We start from the raw sequence: 16,903 nt of genomic DNA, 5'->3' as shown, positions 1-16,903 counted from the left end.
TGGATTCATCGACAACATATTGAAGTTCTCCACTGAAGTTTTTAAAAACCAATACACTAATAACTCTTTTTGGCTTGGTTTACTTCTAATCAATATAATTATTACTATAGCATTAACATTGAAATACTTCATGAAACCAAGTAAAGATAACAATGGCAATCCAAACACATCGAAGGCTGATTCATTAAAGCATCTTTATTACTCAATTTTCGGCATTGCTTGTTTAATTATTATAAATTATATCGTCTATACACCTCCCATGAAACAAGAGAACCAAAATACCATTTATCAAAGAATAGAGTAAGTTTTATTTCTTGGCGTCTAAACAATCAATGTGATTATTTTTATTACTAATAAAAATATATAGACTCGCAGAAGAAACAATAATCTATCTTGAGTGTATTTAAATTTTATATATTTATACATATTCATCTCCTTTTTATTTTAACTTTATCTTTTTTTAACCTTTAGTCAATATGGATTGAATTCTTTAATTAAGCAAGGGCTAACTCATCGAAGCGCTACGCTACTTCTTCGAGTTCCCCTTGTTTTTCCGCCCTTCGGTTGGAAAAAATTAAAAGCAAAATTAAGACACTGCATTGACATTATTCACATCTATCATATAAATAAATTAAGCATAAGGAATATGCTTAATTTATTTATATGAAAAGGAGTTCATATGGTCGAAAGTAATACTTTTAATAAGATAATTGTAAGTAAGCATTCCCGTAATGGAAGCGTTAACGAAGCGAAGCTCTCACACAACCAGCTTCGTTCTCATTGCGTCAGTGTCAGATTAAATGATGAAGAGCTAACGCTTCTCAATGAGAAACGTGGCCGTCATCGTAAAGGTGAATGGCTTCGCTTATCTTTACTCAATAAACTTCCTGCTGTCGTTCCAGCTATCAATATTGAGGCATGGAAATCGTTGAGCGAAATATCTCAGAAACTGAATAGGCTTATTGTTCATTTGGATAACAAAAGCCAGGGAAGCTCTCTGACGCAAACTGAACTCTTCGCCGTAAAGCGCCAGGTCTCAGCGCTTCGCTTGCATTTAATTACCGCTGACCTGTGGAGAGCTTCCCATGAAGGGGATGCAGAAGATAAAGCGAGGTAAGAACTTCGCTGGCGTAGTGTTTTATGCATTGAGGCCAGCTTCGCATCATAAAACTCCCCCATCAGTAATTGGTGGCAATATGGATGGAAGCAATACCGGAGAGTTGATTGCAGAATTCAATGCGACTAAAGCGCTTCGCCCAGATGTTGTTAAACCCGTCTGGCACAATTCGCTTCGCTTGCCGAAAAATGAAGCGCTGACAGATGCTCAGTGGTCAGAGATTGCTGATGATTATATGTCCCGAATGGGCTTCTCTGAAACGCACCTCAGATGCTATGTCCTTCATGATGATGCGGCCGGCCAGCACATCCATATCATCGCCAGTCGCATCGAACTCAGTTCGGGGAAGCTCTACCTTGGAAAAAATGAAAATCTCATTAGCACCCGCATCATCCAGCAGCTTGAACTCGACTATTCACTGACAAGAACCAAAGGGCAGGAAGCATCTCCAGCAGCGCCCTCACCTAAACCGAAGCTCAAAAAATCCCGTAATGAACTGATGATGGAAAAGAGAACTGGTGAGCTATGCCCAAAAGCAATCATCCAAAACGCCCTTAATGAACTGCTTGGCAGCAGGCAATCTATTACCGGCTTCGTGCAACAGCTTCTTGCTCAAAGGATCAAAGCCATCCCAAATATTGCTTCAACAGGGAAAATGAACGGCTTCTCATTCGAATACAGCGGAATTTCTTTCAAGGCATCTCAGCTTGGCAAAAGCTACTCCTGGACAGCTTTACAGGACAAACTCGATTATCAGCCGGAACGCGATAATGCTTTCCTGTTTAAACTGAGAGCATCTGTCAGTGAAGCGCCTTGTGTGTTCATGACTCCAGATGCTCCTGAAATCACAACAGCAGCCGTTAACAGCCCCATAGAAGCGCTTATCCATGATAATCATAACCGTGCTGGTCAGGACAAATACACTAACGTTTCTGTAAAGCAGCTTCACTTAGAAGCAGGTGCTGGTGCTCAAGAAGCGTTTGCAACCAAAGCAGTAAAAGAAGCCTCCAAGCGAAGCTATATGGTTTCAACGTTCAGATGGTTAGAGACCATCCCCTATATCAATACCATTATTACCATCTTCAAAAACCTCAAAGTCCCAACCCTCAAACGCCCAAGAAAACATAAAACTATCACTGGTGTGAAGACGATAGAGATAACACATCTCTCCCAAAAAAATCGTCCCGAATCAGTATCTCTACCCAGAAGAGCGTCGCTTTCAATGTAAGGCTGGCAAGCCTTTTTAGAGAAGTACAGGTCAATAAATCGATCGTTTATACCGATCGATACTCTAGTGTTGATAGTTACTAACTATCATTAATCTTTGATCGATCGGTACAAGTGATTTGCCTTTCCTGTAAACCCAGTCAAAATGTGATTTCACACCAAATAATATAACAAACTGATTTAGCTAGACTTTTCACACATTCAACTAACGCGCAGGTTTTGAAATGGCAGATACCATCTCATCTGTAGTCCCTGATTTCTTCATACATCGAATATGAATTTCACATCTAACACAAAGGAACTTGTATGAGTATCTCCACCACGAAACGCCGCAATGAAGAAGTCAACGTTGGTCATTCTGATCGTCGGAAAGCAGAGATTACGGCCCCCAGGTTTGATCTGTTTGGTGAAACTTACACTTTTGTTAAGACTTTCTCGGCCACTGTCATCAACTCCGATCCAAGCGATGGTCAGATCTGGGTAAAAACCAACGCTGGGGATGAGAAGCAGATTTCTGACTATGGTATCCCGTTCAGAAGTTCACACACTATCCATAAATACGAACTTCGCCAGTATAGTGAGGATGGTTCGTATGATGCATATAAAGATGCGCTTATCGTTAATGAGAAAACGGGTGAACACGAGGTAAACTTAAAAAGGAAAACTATTGTTATCCCCGCTTTTCTGACAATGCTGTTTCATAATGCTTCGACGACATCTTTCTTCAGAGCAATGCCTGTTCCGAAGTGGTTTTATATTCTCTTCACTTTGCTCTGTATGGCTTCTTTCATTGCATTTTGTTCATTGCTCGTAGGATTCAAAGACGGATATGTGTGGGATGAGCACAAGTATATGTGGTTTACATATTTCCTCTCAAGGATCGGAAGTTTCGTTTGTATTAAATGGATCAAAAGAAGAAGCGAGAGGTTTAATCATGAACTCAGAAATATTATCGATTTAGTAAAAAGCTAAAAATTACAAGCAACAAAGAGTTAGCCCGTAGATTCCTACTACGGGCTTTTAAAATAATCACAATCCATATTTCCTTTTCTTCTCTTTGATGGATAACCCTCTTTTTAGGGTAGAAGCCTCATATTTCCTTTTCTCGTTAACATAGACTTTCTCTGTTCGGCTACCATTACTGACTATAAAGTTAATCAATGAAGAACATACATGCTTCATACGCTCTTTGTTGATCAAATTATCATCCAGTTTATTTATATGACTATAATATGAGAGTAGCAGAAAGGTTAAAACAACCTCCCTGTTTGAAAACGTTAGCTTTTCTATTTCAGGCTGGTATTTAATGTAAAACCCGGCACAAAACAGGTATGATTGCTCTATAATTTCCTTTTCTTCAAAGCCTGATTCCGTAAGTTTATCAACGAATCGATCAAGCAGAAGAAGATACCTTTCCATGAGATTAATACTTATTTTTTTCATAATATGCATCCTTGCAATTTATTTTTGTCTCCCTGACAATTAAAGAAATATCATAATAATTAATCATGTCAATAGTTAAAACCTATCAAATTATATTTAAATATCTTTTACAGGTAAGGGTCTATTAAGCTCTTCAACTGTTATTTGCTTCAAATGAGAATTATAAAGCCATATCTTGAACTGCTCTAAATATCTATTATTTAATGCTATCAAAGCTTCGTTTTCAGTTTCGAGTCTTTTTATTCTCTGACAAGCGATTTCTAAATTAGCAGGCTTAATAGAACATGTTTCTTTAATACTAAGCTTGAGAATCTTCTTTTTTGAATTAAAACAATCTGAAACCTTGATATGACTACTTAAAGATTGTCTTGAAGGTCTCTTACCAATGATCTTTACTAACTTGTCGCATAAAGCATCCCAGGTTAGCTTCTCATCTTTATTCCAGTTATTTATAACATTAGTTATTCTTTTTTCATCATAACCAGTAATATGTTTAGCCATTTATTCTCCTTTTATAATTTTAGTTTGAAACTCATACCATTTTTCAGCATTGACATTCCCATCTTTTTTATCATAATACGTTTTTTCAATAATTTTATTATGAATTACCAATAGTCGGTCATCATCCTTTCCAGAGTCTTGTATTGGATAATAACCACATGGATCAAAAGCATATGAGTGCTTGCAGTAACCATGCTTAGTAACGAGCACAGCTCCATCATTCAATGAATCGAAATCAGTTATGTCCATGATAGCTATTTCTTTTTTCCTATGGCTATTACTTGCCTCGATTGTCGTTTTTTCTCTTATGAGCTTAGTCATTTGTAAGTGTGATCGGTGATCATAGGAAACATTTTGTGAGACCAACTTTCTTCCAGACCATCGAGCGATGCTAAACTCATCCATGCCATTAATTTGAGAAAAAGTATTCAACAGATGCCTTAATTGATGGGTTCTAATAGAATAGGGAATACCATCCTCGTTGATATAGCCGTGTCTTTTGAAAAGATTTGTTGTGCCTTTAATACTTGCAAAAGCATTAATATCCATTCTAAAAAAATCAGACGTGGGTCTGAAAAAAGATGTAAAATCTTTTCTTGTCTTCTGACACAGTTGCCTGTCAAATAAAAGACATAAAGCATTTGAATATTTAATTCTTTTTTCTTCATCATACCAAGGAAAATTCTGAGGCTTTGTGGTAACGAGTGCATATTTGGATGACTCAGTGCCTTGGCCTTCCATTGTTCTTGAGGCAAACCTTGCATGGTTGGACAGTTTTTTTAATCGGGCTATAGCCTTTTGAGCTATAGGGACCATTACTGTAGGAATCCATTTGATATCCCCAGCATAACCCTTTGCTGAAAAAAATCTTAAACCATATCGTTCAATGCCTTTGTCATCTTTTTCAGTAATCTCACAATCCGCTGGAAGACTTAAAATTTCTGAAATTCTTCCTGGAGCACACATGAGTAGTGCAAGAACAGAAGTAGTGAAAATGTCCCTCGTAGACAATTGGCTTTCATCTTTTGAGAAAATCTCAGCAATAGCTATTACGGATTTTATGTCTGGTAGTTTTGAGTGTCCTTCGAGTGAAGGCTCATAACCTTTCCAGCTCTGAGTTATTTTATGCCTTAACGGATTTACCCAGAAAAAGTATGATGAGGCTGTCATTCTGTTTCCAGTTAAGAATGAACATAGTTTCTCAAGTTCTTTACCAATTCCAACTGCTTGTTTTTTTGAATATTTGGCAGATGCTAACCTTGCACATTCATCAAATATGATATTATTACACTTGATAATATTAGCTTCTCCGTATGATTTCAATAAAACAAACTCAATGATTTTCAACATTGACAAAGTATTCTGGTTTGACTTTGACTTGTTAAATGAGTGAATATGAAACATATAAGCTTTAGCGAAATCAATGAAACTACCATCTAATCTATCTTTGCTATTTCGATTATTGTTCATGTCAAATTTATTGAATCTATAATATCTCTTCCATATATTGCTTTCCCATGAAATCGCTAACTTCGAGTTGAAAATATTACTCTTACAAAATTCAATAAATCCATCAACATTTGAACTCGGGTTATTAGTATTGTCTGGCTCGAATAAGATGATATTGGTCATTGGGAACTCCAAGCTCTAAAGTTTTTACAAGTGAAACATTCAATTTGGTCGTTTTTACCATTAAAAAACCCGAAAGAATCTAAAACATATTCAGTAAAGAGCTTCTTGTTTTTTGACTGTTCTTCTCCAAGAAATATCTTTGATAGCGGTTCAAAAAATGAATTAAGCATCTTGTCTATATTATGAACATTGTCTGGACTATTTTTTATGTATATTCCTGATGAGTTTATAGATTTATGGTCTAATGCTTTAGCGATCACTTCAACTGATGCTCCTTCCTTTGCTAAACGAGTTCCCAGGCTATATCTAAATCGTCTTGCATTAATACGTATAGGGTCTTTATTACTTGATGACCCAAGATTGAATTTAGTATTCAAATTATTTAGTTTGTTTGAGATAAAAGAAATATTCATATGTAAAAAATCAGTTGTCATGATGGTATCTAAACTTTCATCAGAATGAATCAATAAAGTTTTTTTAGTGTTCATGAATATGGGTAATTCATTTTTTATATGGTCCATACTCTGACTAACGCTATCTTCAATATGTTTTTGATTCATATTAACCAAGGTTGTTAGTTTCTCATAAAGGTAGTCATCGATACTTACCAAGCTAAACTCACTTCTAAAGTTCTTCCTTTGTTTTACTTTCGGTATTTTTAGAAAGCAATTTTCTCCCGTTCTGATGAGATCTTTCGCTTTTAACGAAGTTAACTGTAATGGCCTCCTTCCCGTTGTTGCTAATAGAATAATGTAGCAATAAATAAAAAGAGGGATTTTATCTTCATTCAAAAAGTTGCTGATACTTTCAAGTATGATTTTCATCTCTTCTTCCGTTAGTGGTCCACTATTCGGATCTCTTCGTTTAACGGCCTCCCCTGTCAAATTAGGTTTAATGCTTATTTTTTCCAGCATTCTTAGAGCTGAGTTATCAACTCCTTCATAACCGAGTTTTTTCCATTTACTAAGAAAGTTCTTTATTGAATTTAGCTTATAGTTTTTCTCAGGGCCTAAGCTAACATGAAATTGATAAACCGCTGTGGAATTAATCATTTCAAGATCCATCAATCTTAGCCATTGGCTAAAGATGTGGTTTATATTCTTTATGTAACTTGAACTATATTCAGACGAAAAATATGCCAAGGTATTAAGATAGCCAACACGCATCGACTCTGGCATTTTATCGGCAACCTTATATGGGTAAACACAATTATTTATATCTAATTGCCATTTAATATCAGAAATCCTGAAGCTATACCCTTTCATCATTGCAAAAACTACATTCTCTTTTTTTAAAGTGCTTGTTTTCATTTCATTCCCCTTTAGTTATTTTTCTCAAAGAGTCATAAACTCTTCCAATAACTTCCTTTTCTTTTATTGATATGTGTTTGAAGTTATAATTTTCTGACATCTTTGAGTCTTTTGACCACCCCATGAGATAGCACCTCAAACCTGATTTTCGGCTGATATCTAAATTCGAATCATCAATTTCACTTGAATAGAAATAGTTCCAGGAATGTCTCAATTTATGACCTGATAAATTCTTTAATTCCGGGCTTGATTTTTTAATGGTCGAAATTATCTTTTCATATGCTGAAACAGATAAAGGTTCTCCAACTGTTTTACATGAACTGTGTGTAACAAACAGGAAGTCATGATTCTTCTTTTTGGTGTATTTATTTCTATAGTTATTTATGTAATCCAAAATCTCCAATGCTAACTCATCCGACAATGGAATTTCCCTTTCACCAGTTTTGACTAAAGGTTGATTCAGCCTTCGATCTTCAATGCAATCATGTCTTCTGAAAATACTTAGTGTGTAATCCCTAGGATTTAAATCATTAACTTTTAGATTTAATAGCTCTCCTGCTCTTAAACCACAATTCAATAGTAAGGTAAAAATGAGTCTGTTTCTCACTTGAACATCCTTCTGGAAAGGATTTTGGCTTCCTTCAATTTCTAATAACTCAAACAGTTTTTTTATCTCTTCTTTGCTCAGTGATTTATCTTTTCTGTCATTCATGCTAAGAGATTTATTTCGCGGGAGATGTGCTTTAATACTTTCTATGAAACTCTCGACTTCATGCTTAGCATGAATTCCATTAATAGAATGAATCAACCCGCATAGCCAGTTAAGATAGTTCGAAAAAACATAAATCCTATAACCGAAAGTTCTTCTTGCAATCTGATACCCTTTTATTAATCTTACATTTGTAATCTTTTGCTTATCAAATCTCTGCCTTGCATAACGTATCAGGTCATCCACTTCTGCTACACTTAGGAACTCCTTAATTTCAATCCTATCAATGATATTTATTTTCCTGCTTTTGAGGAAATTGCTTAGTATTAGTAAGTTTGTTGCAACTATCTCCATCGTTGATGCGGTCGCACTTCTATTCCTGACATTGGTTGTAAGATAGAGATTTTGATAATAAACAGGCAACTGTGTTTCTTTATCGAGAACCAAACATCCTCGTTCGCCATTGCTCATCACAAATTTTTTTATTTGATATGACATTATAACTACCCTCCGAAAACTTTACATTTAGTAATCACTACGGCTTATCTTTATTTTATCAATTTAAATTTTGCAAATTTTTTTGTTATATATGACTTTATTTATAATGAATTTAAATATTTAAAAAAATTTCTTTCACGTGAAAGAAACAGGTACGGCTAGTTATCAGTATCCATACCCGATATTAAGAAACCACCTTTAAATACCTATGGCATAAGCCCTGCCTGAAAAAACGTAAAGAATTACGTTAAATATAGGTTTTGTTAAGATACAAACTTTACAAATTCGAGAATTAATATACATAAATAAGAAGGCTATGATATTATTTCAGGCGACATGCTTTCTTGAATTTTCGATAGTTAATTGAATCCACTCTTCCACTTCACTTTCAATGAAAGCAACGGCACGAGCACCGATTTTAACGGGGGAAGGAAAACGATTTTGGTTGATGAGGTGATAGATCCAGGCTTTACCGTATCCAGTGCGATGCAGAACCTCTGGTAAACGAATAAGGCGTGTAGTGTGCTGATTCATTGTCATTTCCTTTTATGTCGTTTTGATGGAAACGACTATACGAATGAATCAGCGGGAAAGAGACCGAAGGTGGGAACGCCAGAGCTAATGGAGATTGGCATTAGTCAGAATCAGAGATTCTCATCACGTCTGAAACTCTGATGTTTTTGAGATGGCTGTTTTTGTTGATGAACAGATGAAACTGTCGGATGAACGGTATACTCGCGGCCTTCAGAGCAAGGGGTCTGTCTGTATCTCGGATTTGGTGATTAAGACGTGTTTGTTCCTCATTGTCGTCGTCCGTATATAGAAGCCGGGAAAGGCGGTCTTCGGATACACGAACTTGGTGCAGATTTGACCATACTAAGATATCAATGAGGGGTATCAGTCTGTAGTTGATGATTTTCTTAATCGTGCCATACCCGAAGCGGATAGCCTCCGTTGTATCTGCCTCGATACCTCTGACCTTACGCCACTGAGGTAGTGCAGCCTTCAGGGATTCAGCAATTTCTTCATCTGTTCCATTAGTCAGGTCGATTTCGACCATAACGGTATCCCTGAAAAGGCGTGGTAGAGCTTCTGATACAGGTCTATCGAGGAATTCACGGTTAACCGAATACTCATCGCCGCCTTCCCAAAAGAACAACGAATTTTGTAAACCTACTATGCTGAGTTGAGCCAGTCTTTCGGTTGTCGTCAAAAAGAAGTGCGGTGGCTGGTAGAGGGTGTCTTCCCTGGTCAGGTAGCCCAGATGCTGCTCTGTAATTAGGAAAGGGTTCCCACTGAAAATCCGGTTAATGTAGAGTCTGACCGCTTCTGCCTCAAACTCTTCATGGTATGGCTTGAAGAACAGCGTCCTTGCAAGCAGCTCATGGTATAACTGTAGAAGGGTGAGATCTTCGAACTTACGATATGTGTCGATATCTAACCATTTCTTGATTTCTTTGGTATGTTCAATTGTCCAGTTTTTCATGATTCCCCTTTGAATGCACAAGGTAAAATTATCATGTCACCTATACTACTAAGAACTCTCCATGTTAAGGAATTATATGAATATTTTCATAAGTTCATTGATATCCGGTTTCGAGGATAAAAGAGATGCTGTTAAGAAAGCCATTATTGTTTTGGGACACAAACCTGTAATGGCTGAAGATTTTGGAGCAAGATCCGACTCCCCTCAAGTTACCTACCTCAAAGGTGTACGCGAATCAGATGCTGTAATTCTAATTTTGGGTTCACGGTATGGAGCAAAACAACAATAAGGATTATTTGCAACTCATGAAGAAATACTGGAAGCCCGTACAACTAAGCCATTGAAAAATTTAATATCTTGATGACAAAATAAAATCTAACAAGTAATTTCTCATTGCTGACACCATTCATCCGGTGCCATTTATTATGGTTAAGTATGAGAACTAATAACTGAAATAATGCAAGCCTTGGTTGTTATTGAATCCATATTCACAAAATCAATACATATTACTAGAAATGTACTATCATTCAGCATGTTACTAATTCGAGGATGAATGCTTATCAAACCACATAAATTTAGCCATAATTCTTATCTGCAATAATCTTAAACAACAGCATTTTCCTTGGCATGTAGCGTGATTGTAAAGTTAAAAACCTTACTAAAGGTCTGATTTAATTTTGTCAAAACTATTAATTTCAGATATTTTTACTAATACATTTAAAAAGTCAGGCTTATTTTTATGTAACCAGCGAAATACAATTTGATTTTCTAATAAGTTTTTAATGTGAGAAATAATTATCGCTAATTTCAAACTATTCGAGCCATAATTCTCTTTTAGTATATCTGAGTCTAAATGAACATGTGCCATTTCCTTTTCAAGCCTCTCAATTTTTTTTCTTTGCCCTGCCTTACTTTCAGATTTTTTGTTTTTACTTTCAAGTAATGTTTCTTTTGGTGAACTTTGAAGAAGTGAATTTGAGAAGTTTGTTGAATAGTTATCTAACTTAATCATTATATTTGCGCATTCAAGTTGTCGTAAAGGAACCATTTTCTTTAATGCCATAAAAGTTGCTTTAGGAACATCTTTATCATTCAAAATCTCAACCACTTTGGGGCTAATGCCATTCAGAATGGATATTCTGCCCTTCAAAGATTCAATTGAAATGTTAAGTGAAGAACTAAGCAGTTCCATAGGAACTCCAGCTTTGATCGCATCTTTCAACATTTTTTGGATTTGGATAATTGTTACCTGATTGACCTTTTTATTAGGAGTGTAAGTATCGTAAACAGTAGATGCCAGACATTCTACCTTAGTTTCACCAAGACTTTTCAATGCTTCAACTCTCAAATGACCATCAAGTATTTTAACTTCACCCTTTGTGGAGTCGATGTAAATCAAGATAGGCTCTATAAGTCCTATTGCCTTTAAAGTGCATTTTATTTGCAAAAACTTTTCACTTCTTTCATAGTTCAGGGGCATTTTTTTAGTCGGCAATAGATCCGATATGTTTAAGGTAACAGTTTCTTGGCTAAAACAGCACTTTATCATATCAATGTTCCTTCGTAGAGTTTTTGACAACTATGTTTACTATGTCATTTAAATTTTCTTTTTGAATTATATTTTTGAACTCTTCTTCCTTAAGCAGATCAGAAAATATTTCATTCACCCACAATAAATTTGTTTCTAAATAGTTTGCTTTATTGATTAGTGATCGATGTTCTTTTATGTTTTCTTCAAATATTTTTTTTAATTCATCAGGGGTTAATTTCTTTTTGTTTTTATCTTTTTTATATGATGTGTTTATTACCCCCTTTAATCCTTCATTCCTTAAGTCTAATATCTCTCTGATTTTCCCAACATCTTTATGCTTTATTTTCCCCTCATCAAAAGCCTTGATAAAAACTTCCTGTCCGTCTTTATAATCTACTCTTGCGATTTCTACAGCAAGCGATATGGGGATTTTTCCGCTTTCAACGGCTGAAAGTAGTTTGTTTTCTCCTTTATCGATGAGCATAGTTAAGCTGGTAATCCAATTTACTGACAGGCCAGTGCTTACCGATATTTCCTTATTGGTTAACCCCTGTTCTTTCATTTCTTTAATTCTGAGATACTGCTGCCCCGCTCTTGGTAAAACCCGGGCCATATTTTCGGCAAGGCTCATAATATGAGCAGTATTTTCATCGACATCTAACACGAATGCAGGTATAAACTCCTCCTTCAAATTTGAAATTGACTCAAGTCTTCCTTGCCCACAAATTAAAGCATAATCGAATTTACTGTCTTTTATCTTTCTAACAGTTACAGGCTTCCTTATTCCACTTGAATCAATACTCTCAGTGATCTCAGCATGCTTGAACTTGTTACGGGACCTCGGCAGAACAACTTTAATTGATGAGGCTTTTATCATTTGAATTTTGCCTTCGTTCATTTAAGATGCCTCCATTAACGATGGTGTTAACATATCTAAGAATGCATCAAGATTGTCAAATCGATACAACTCGAATAACATGTCGTTGTCCTCCTTTATTTTCAGCTCATCTTCAAATTTCTCCAATGACGGCAAGATGTAATAATCAACTGGCTCACTATTTAAAGTATTCATTCTTACGACTATATTGAGGTCTGTATTTAGACTCCGATCCAACCTAACGATCCATTGATATTTTTCATTTCCTCTTTTTCTACATCTTGAAAGTACTATTGAAAAAGTGAGTGCTTTATTTATTGATACCAATTTTTTATCAGTGATGTATATATTTTTACTTGTTAGTTTTTCCTCTATCTCTTTGAGAAGTATGTTATGCTTATTTCTTAAACTTTCGTTTATTGCCAAAAAACTGTAATCTATTTCTGGTGTATAACCTATTAGTTTATATGCATTGATTAGACCACCAAATCGATTGGCTACAACACTACTAGATGGCCCAGAACTATCCTGATCAATAATGAAGCCAGATATCTTCCCGTTTTCTTCTAACTTTTTCTTGAGGAATGTTAAAATTTCATCATCAGTCAAATGCCTTGATTTTGAATTTATTATTTCTTGAGCTAATCTGAATTTTTCAAGAGAAATGATGGGCTTAAATAAACATTTATTCTCTACCCATTGGCTTTCAGGATTCTTCGTTCTTTTGCTTTGTAATCTTGATGACGTTCGATTATAAAGATATTTACCAGTATACCTAATATTGATTAATATGGCATGTATGCGACTTCTGTTCCAATAACTACCATCACTGTATCTAAACCCCTCTCTATTAAGATTTACCGCAATAAGATATTCACTTAAACCTTTAAAAATAAATGTATCAAATATCCTTTTTACCAGTTGTATTTCTTCTTTTTTCCCTGGAGAGAGGACAACCCGATCAGTTGTTAAACTTTTTCTTTCCCCTGCATTAAGAGGCATTTTAAATTGATTATTATTGTCAACAAGGCTCCGTTTTAATCCATACCCTGGTACACCACCTTGATAATATCCTCGATTTACAAGATTAATATGTCCGGCCAATACTTTTTGTGATAAATTTTTACTGTATGATCCTGCGGAGTACATAAGCATTAGTAAAAAGAACGGACTTTCCATTAAATTTTCGGGTATATCTTCAGCACAAAATATTACTTTAACTCCATGCTTCTCAACGAGATATTTATAGTAGATACCCTCTAATGGATCTTCAAATCGACCAAATCTACTTACATCATATACAAGCACTGCATCTATACTAATTTCTTTAAATAAAATGTCATTTATTAGTTTATTAAAGTCGTGCCTACCAGAAGCCGTTACTCCACTCTTACCAGCATCATCATAAGTGTGAAGAATTTCATAGTTATGTTCATGAGCATATTGCCTAATGAAATGAGCCTGATTGTCTAACGAAAACTCTTGATTCAGGGTGGACATCCTCAGATATTGTGCCGCCCTTCTAATCCCTTGTTTTTCATTAATATTATTATTCATTGGTGAGCCTTAGGGGACCATTTAACCTTCTAATTGATTAAAAATTGATCAATTTTAGAACTTATGCAACCTTTTCTTGACGAAAGCGGCTTCAATCTCACAGGTCTACACCATAATCAAAGTAGGCTCATGTGAACCCCGCCAGGGTTGCAGACAGGTGTTAAGTGGGAAGGTAGGGCTGCTACGCGTATACGATGACATACCCATACTTAAAAAGGCTCTCGTGCATGGGCTAAGTGTCGCTACCTTCGTGCAACCTACCAATGACCGATGCGTGAAAGCGGGGTTTTAGAAAGGGCAGAATTTACGGAAATTGTTCGGGGGGTAATGTGGGGAGTATTTTATTATTAAGCATATAAATCATAATTATAGTATTGTTTTTATTAAAAAATTAATACTATTCGATATTCAGATTCAGAATATCGAATAAACCTCTCGTCTCATTAAAAGGTCCGCAAGGGCCTTTTTTTGTATTCATTCACCCACATATTATTTATCGATTACTGCTTTATTATTCTGGCGCACATTACAGATACCCCTGATTAAATAAATTTAAAATCAATAAGATAAATAACAAAACCTGTCACATCAGGCATTAACCTATCTAATCCGAAACGCCTCTCCTTAGAAAATCTCAATCGCCCCTGTCCGGCTTAATCATTACCCTGCCTGCACTGAATTTAAGGGGACGGCATGCTGTTACACATTCTCTATCTGATCGGCATCACTGCCGAAGCCATGACCGGCGCGCTGGCGGCAGGGCGACGTCGTATGGACACCTTTGGCGTCATTATTATTGCCACTGCGACCGCGCTCGGTGGCGGTTCGGTGCGCGATATCCTGCTTGGTCACTACCCGCTTGGCTGGGTGAAGCACCCGGAGTATGTGATCATTGTTGCTGTCGCAGCGGTACTGACCACAATATTTGCCCCGGTGATGCCCCATCTTCGCCGCCTGTTTCTGGTGCTGGACGCACTCGGCCTGGTGGTATTTTCCATTATCGGGGCGCAAATCGCGCTCGATATGGGCGAAGGCCCCATCATCGCCGTCATTGCGGCCGTCATCACCGGCGTTTTTGGCGGCGTGCTGCGCGATATGTTCTGTAAACGCATTCCTCTCGTCTTCCAGAAAGAGCTCTATGCCGGGATCGCGTTTGCTGCCGCCGTGTTCTATATCGCGCTAAGCCATGTCGTCACCAACCATGACATCGTGGTGATTACCACCCTGCTGTTTGGCTTTACCAGCCGCCTGCTGGCGATTCGCTGGAAGCTGGGCCTGCCGGTGTTTCACTACAAGCATAATGCTCACTGAAAGGCTTTTACGCCCTGCTTCGCCAGCCAGGCCGTGAGCTGCTCAACCGCCGGCTCGCGGATAAAAGCGACAACCTGACGCGCTTTCTGTGCGCCGATGGCGGGTAGTTGTTGCCAGGCCAGTTCATCCCGGCTTCGCATCTGCCGCCATGAAGTATCGCCCGCGGCATTGATCGCCGATTGTGGCAGCGGCGTACCGAGTGCGTGAAGCCAGCGGCTTAAAGGTCTCTCCCGCGTTAAGGAAAAACGGTGCCAGAGTTGCAGCCCGCGCGCGGGCGACATACCGGGTGTGGCCTGCAACTGCTCTTTTGTCAGTGCCAGCCAGGAGAAAAGATGCTCAAAATGGTGAGCCTGATGCAGAGTCCACCAGCCGCTCTCGCTCAATCCGGCTATCTCCAGCGCCTTATCGGAACTGAGCCAGGAGAGGCGGGCAATAAACTGTTGCTGGCAATCCGGCGTGGCATAAAAGCAACTCAGCGGCGTAAAGCGAGCCTCCGGCGGCGTAGGCAGCTTTCGAACAAGGTTGCGCCAGACCACGCGCTCCACGCGAGGAATCCCCTGCCCGGCAAGGGTGACGGCTATATGATCGCCCGGTGCGATATCTAACGCCTGCCAGCGCTGGATGGACCCAATATTCACGCGCTGCACGCGCTTATCATCCAGTTTTACCGGCTCCAGCAGCGCGACCACGGAAATTTTCCCGGTCCGCCCGATGGCAAACTGAATATCCTGTACCGCTGCCACCTCTTCTACCGGCTCATACTTCCAGGCTACCACCCAGTCACTTTGACCGGGTAACCACTCTTTGCCCGCAGGCTCCGCACTGGTGCGCACCACCACGCCATCCGTGACGAAAGGCAGCGGCGAAGTGAACCAGTGCTGGCGCAGACGCTCCACGTCCTGCACGTTGTTGACCGGCGCGCTGTAGTAATGCGCCTCTTCAAAGCCCGCCTTTTTCAGTGCCACCAGCCGCTGCGCTAAGGTGGCAGGGCCATCGGGCCAGGCCCAGACAAAGAAACCAAGCTCATTAAGCAATTCCGGGTTATCGTGCCGCATCATCGCGCCGGCGACTTTTGCTCTGGCATTAAGACCTCCGGCCTGTTTTTGGATATGTCCCTTGCGGCGTAAATAGAGCTCACCCTGCAAGACGCTATTCGCCAGCGCACCGGTAACGGTTTTCGGGATCGCAGGAATGGCCTGCGCCTTTGCTGTCCACTCCTCGCCCGCAAGGCCATTACCCCGACTGATCGCCTGTGCCAGCCTGCCGTTGCGATAGACCAGCGTGACGGCAACGCCATCCACTTTTGGCTGTACCCAAAGCTCCTGCTTTCCCCTCATCCACTGCTGCAGCGCCCATTTATCCGCCAGCTTGCGCACCCCGGTATGGGCAACCGGATGAGCAAGATTGCCGCCCAGCAAAGCAGGCGCAAGGTCTGTGGACGTTATGTTGAAACAGCTCTGCCAGTTCGCCAGGCGCGCGCTCATCCGATCGTAAACATCATCGCTCACCTCGCTTGCGCCTCTGGACCAGTAATCGTCGTTCCATCTGCTGAGCTGCTGTTTCAGGCGCGTTACCTCCTCCTGCGCCCGTGAGGGCGACCAGACCGGGCAAGCCGCGAAGCTGAACGCACTCCATAGCAGTAGAAAAATGGTGATCCCAACTCTTCTCCACATCATCCCTTCTCCCTTGTGATTGCGGAGTGGT

General features: G+C 38.9%; 16 protein-coding genes. 5 read left to right on the top strand and 11 right to left on the bottom strand.

Annotated features, from left to right (window positions below; all coding sequences use genetic code 11):
- The first annotated feature begins 679 nt into the window (after window positions 1-679).
- The 3 genes from ACWPW2_RS15010 to ACWPW2_RS15000 all read left to right on the top strand — a co-directional run bounded on the left by ACWPW2_RS15010 (window position 680) and on the right by ACWPW2_RS15000 (window position 3,316).
- Window positions 680-1,117 (top strand): hypothetical protein, encoded by a 438-nt coding sequence (locus ACWPW2_RS15010; protein WP_454123894.1) that lies wholly within the window; start codon window positions 680-682, stop codon window positions 1,115-1,117.
- Window positions 1,086-2,345 (top strand): relaxase/mobilization nuclease domain-containing protein, encoded by a 1,260-nt coding sequence (locus ACWPW2_RS15005; RefSeq protein ID WP_454123892.1) that lies wholly within the window; start codon window positions 1,086-1,088, stop codon window positions 2,343-2,345. Before ACWPW2_RS15010 ends, ACWPW2_RS15005 begins: the two co-directional genes overlap by 32 nt.
- Window positions 2,346-2,650: 305 nt before the next feature.
- Window positions 2,651-3,316 carry a hypothetical protein gene (locus ACWPW2_RS15000; RefSeq protein ID WP_454123890.1) on the top strand — a complete coding sequence of 222 codons (666 nt, stop codon included), beginning with the start codon at window positions 2,651-2,653 and terminating at the stop codon, window positions 3,314-3,316.
- 57 nt (window positions 3,317-3,373) lie between these two features.
- Here ACWPW2_RS15000 and ACWPW2_RS14995 read toward each other — a convergent pair whose 3' ends face one another.
- From ACWPW2_RS14995 to ACWPW2_RS14965, 7 genes are all read right to left on the bottom strand, one after another.
- Complete coding sequence (locus tag ACWPW2_RS14995) at window positions 3,374-3,787, bottom strand: hypothetical protein (RefSeq protein ID WP_454123888.1); 414 nt, start codon at window positions 3,785-3,787, stop codon at window positions 3,374-3,376.
- A 96-nt stretch (window positions 3,788-3,883) separates the two neighbouring features.
- A complete protein-coding gene (locus tag ACWPW2_RS14990) occupies window positions 3,884-4,288 on the bottom strand; it encodes a hypothetical protein (protein WP_454123886.1) in 405 nt (134 codons plus the stop codon).
- Window positions 4,289-5,920, bottom strand: coding sequence for a DNA-binding protein (locus ACWPW2_RS14985; RefSeq protein WP_454123884.1), 1,632 nt, complete (start codon window positions 5,918-5,920; stop codon window positions 4,289-4,291).
- Window positions 5,917-7,230: a tyrosine-type recombinase/integrase gene (locus ACWPW2_RS14980; protein WP_454123882.1), complete on the bottom strand. Its 1,314-nt coding sequence runs from the start codon at window positions 7,228-7,230 to the stop codon at window positions 5,917-5,919. The genes ACWPW2_RS14985 and ACWPW2_RS14980 overlap by 4 nt, the downstream gene beginning before the upstream one ends.
- A 1-nt stretch (window position 7,231) precedes the next feature.
- Complete coding sequence (locus ACWPW2_RS14975) at window positions 7,232-8,437, bottom strand: tyrosine-type recombinase/integrase (protein WP_454123880.1); 1,206 nt, start codon at window positions 8,435-8,437, stop codon at window positions 7,232-7,234.
- A gap of 327 nt (window positions 8,438-8,764) precedes the next feature.
- Window positions 8,765-8,971: a helix-turn-helix transcriptional regulator gene (locus ACWPW2_RS14970; RefSeq protein WP_263753661.1), complete on the bottom strand. Its 207-nt coding sequence runs from the start codon at window positions 8,969-8,971 to the stop codon at window positions 8,765-8,767.
- Window positions 8,972-9,071: 100 nt separating this feature from the next.
- On the bottom strand, window positions 9,072-9,923 hold the full coding sequence (locus ACWPW2_RS14965) for a DUF6387 family protein (RefSeq protein ID WP_454123878.1): 852 nt from the start codon (window positions 9,921-9,923) through the stop codon (window positions 9,072-9,074).
- A gap of 76 nt (window positions 9,924-9,999) precedes the next feature.
- Between ACWPW2_RS14965 and ACWPW2_RS14960 the strand changes: the two genes are divergently transcribed.
- Window positions 10,000-10,212, top strand: a complete 213-nt coding sequence (locus ACWPW2_RS14960; RefSeq protein WP_454123876.1) for a DUF4062 domain-containing protein — start codon at window positions 10,000-10,002, stop codon at window positions 10,210-10,212.
- 369 nt (window positions 10,213-10,581) lie between these two features.
- On the opposite strand, the gene ACWPW2_RS14955 is transcribed toward ACWPW2_RS14960, so the two are convergent.
- Genes ACWPW2_RS14955 through ACWPW2_RS14945 form a run of 3 tightly spaced genes read right to left on the bottom strand, consistent with a single transcriptional unit; the run spans window position 10,582 to window position 13,888 of the window.
- Window positions 10,582-11,472: a plasmid partitioning protein RepB C-terminal domain-containing protein gene (locus ACWPW2_RS14955; RefSeq protein ID WP_454123874.1), complete on the bottom strand. Its 891-nt coding sequence runs from the start codon at window positions 11,470-11,472 to the stop codon at window positions 10,582-10,584.
- 1 nt (window position 11,473) lies between these two features.
- Window positions 11,474-12,352, bottom strand: coding sequence for a ParB N-terminal domain-containing protein (locus tag ACWPW2_RS14950; protein ID WP_411201671.1), 879 nt, complete (start codon window positions 12,350-12,352; stop codon window positions 11,474-11,476).
- Entirely contained in the window at window positions 12,353-13,888 is a 1,536-nt protein-coding gene (locus ACWPW2_RS14945) for a recombinase family protein (protein ID WP_454123871.1), read from the bottom strand. It lies immediately after the preceding gene.
- A gap of 693 nt (window positions 13,889-14,581) precedes the next feature.
- Here ACWPW2_RS14945 and ACWPW2_RS14940 point away from each other — a divergent pair.
- Window positions 14,582-15,199 carry a trimeric intracellular cation channel family protein gene (locus ACWPW2_RS14940; protein WP_042715004.1) on the top strand — a complete coding sequence of 206 codons (618 nt, stop codon included), beginning with the start codon at window positions 14,582-14,584 and terminating at the stop codon, window positions 15,197-15,199.
- On the opposite strand, the gene ligB is transcribed toward ACWPW2_RS14940, so the two are convergent.
- Entirely contained in the window at window positions 15,193-16,872 is a 1,680-nt protein-coding gene (gene ligB / locus ACWPW2_RS14935; protein ID WP_454125236.1) for an NAD-dependent DNA ligase LigB, read from the bottom strand. The two genes, ACWPW2_RS14940 and ligB, sit on opposite strands and share 7 nt — an antisense overlap.
- Between the last annotated feature and the right edge of the window lie 31 nt (window positions 16,873-16,903).

It is taken from the genome of Kosakonia sp. Marseille-Q7440 (genome assembly GCF_965119485.1).
This window is presented reverse-complemented; position numbering and strand designations above follow the sequence as displayed.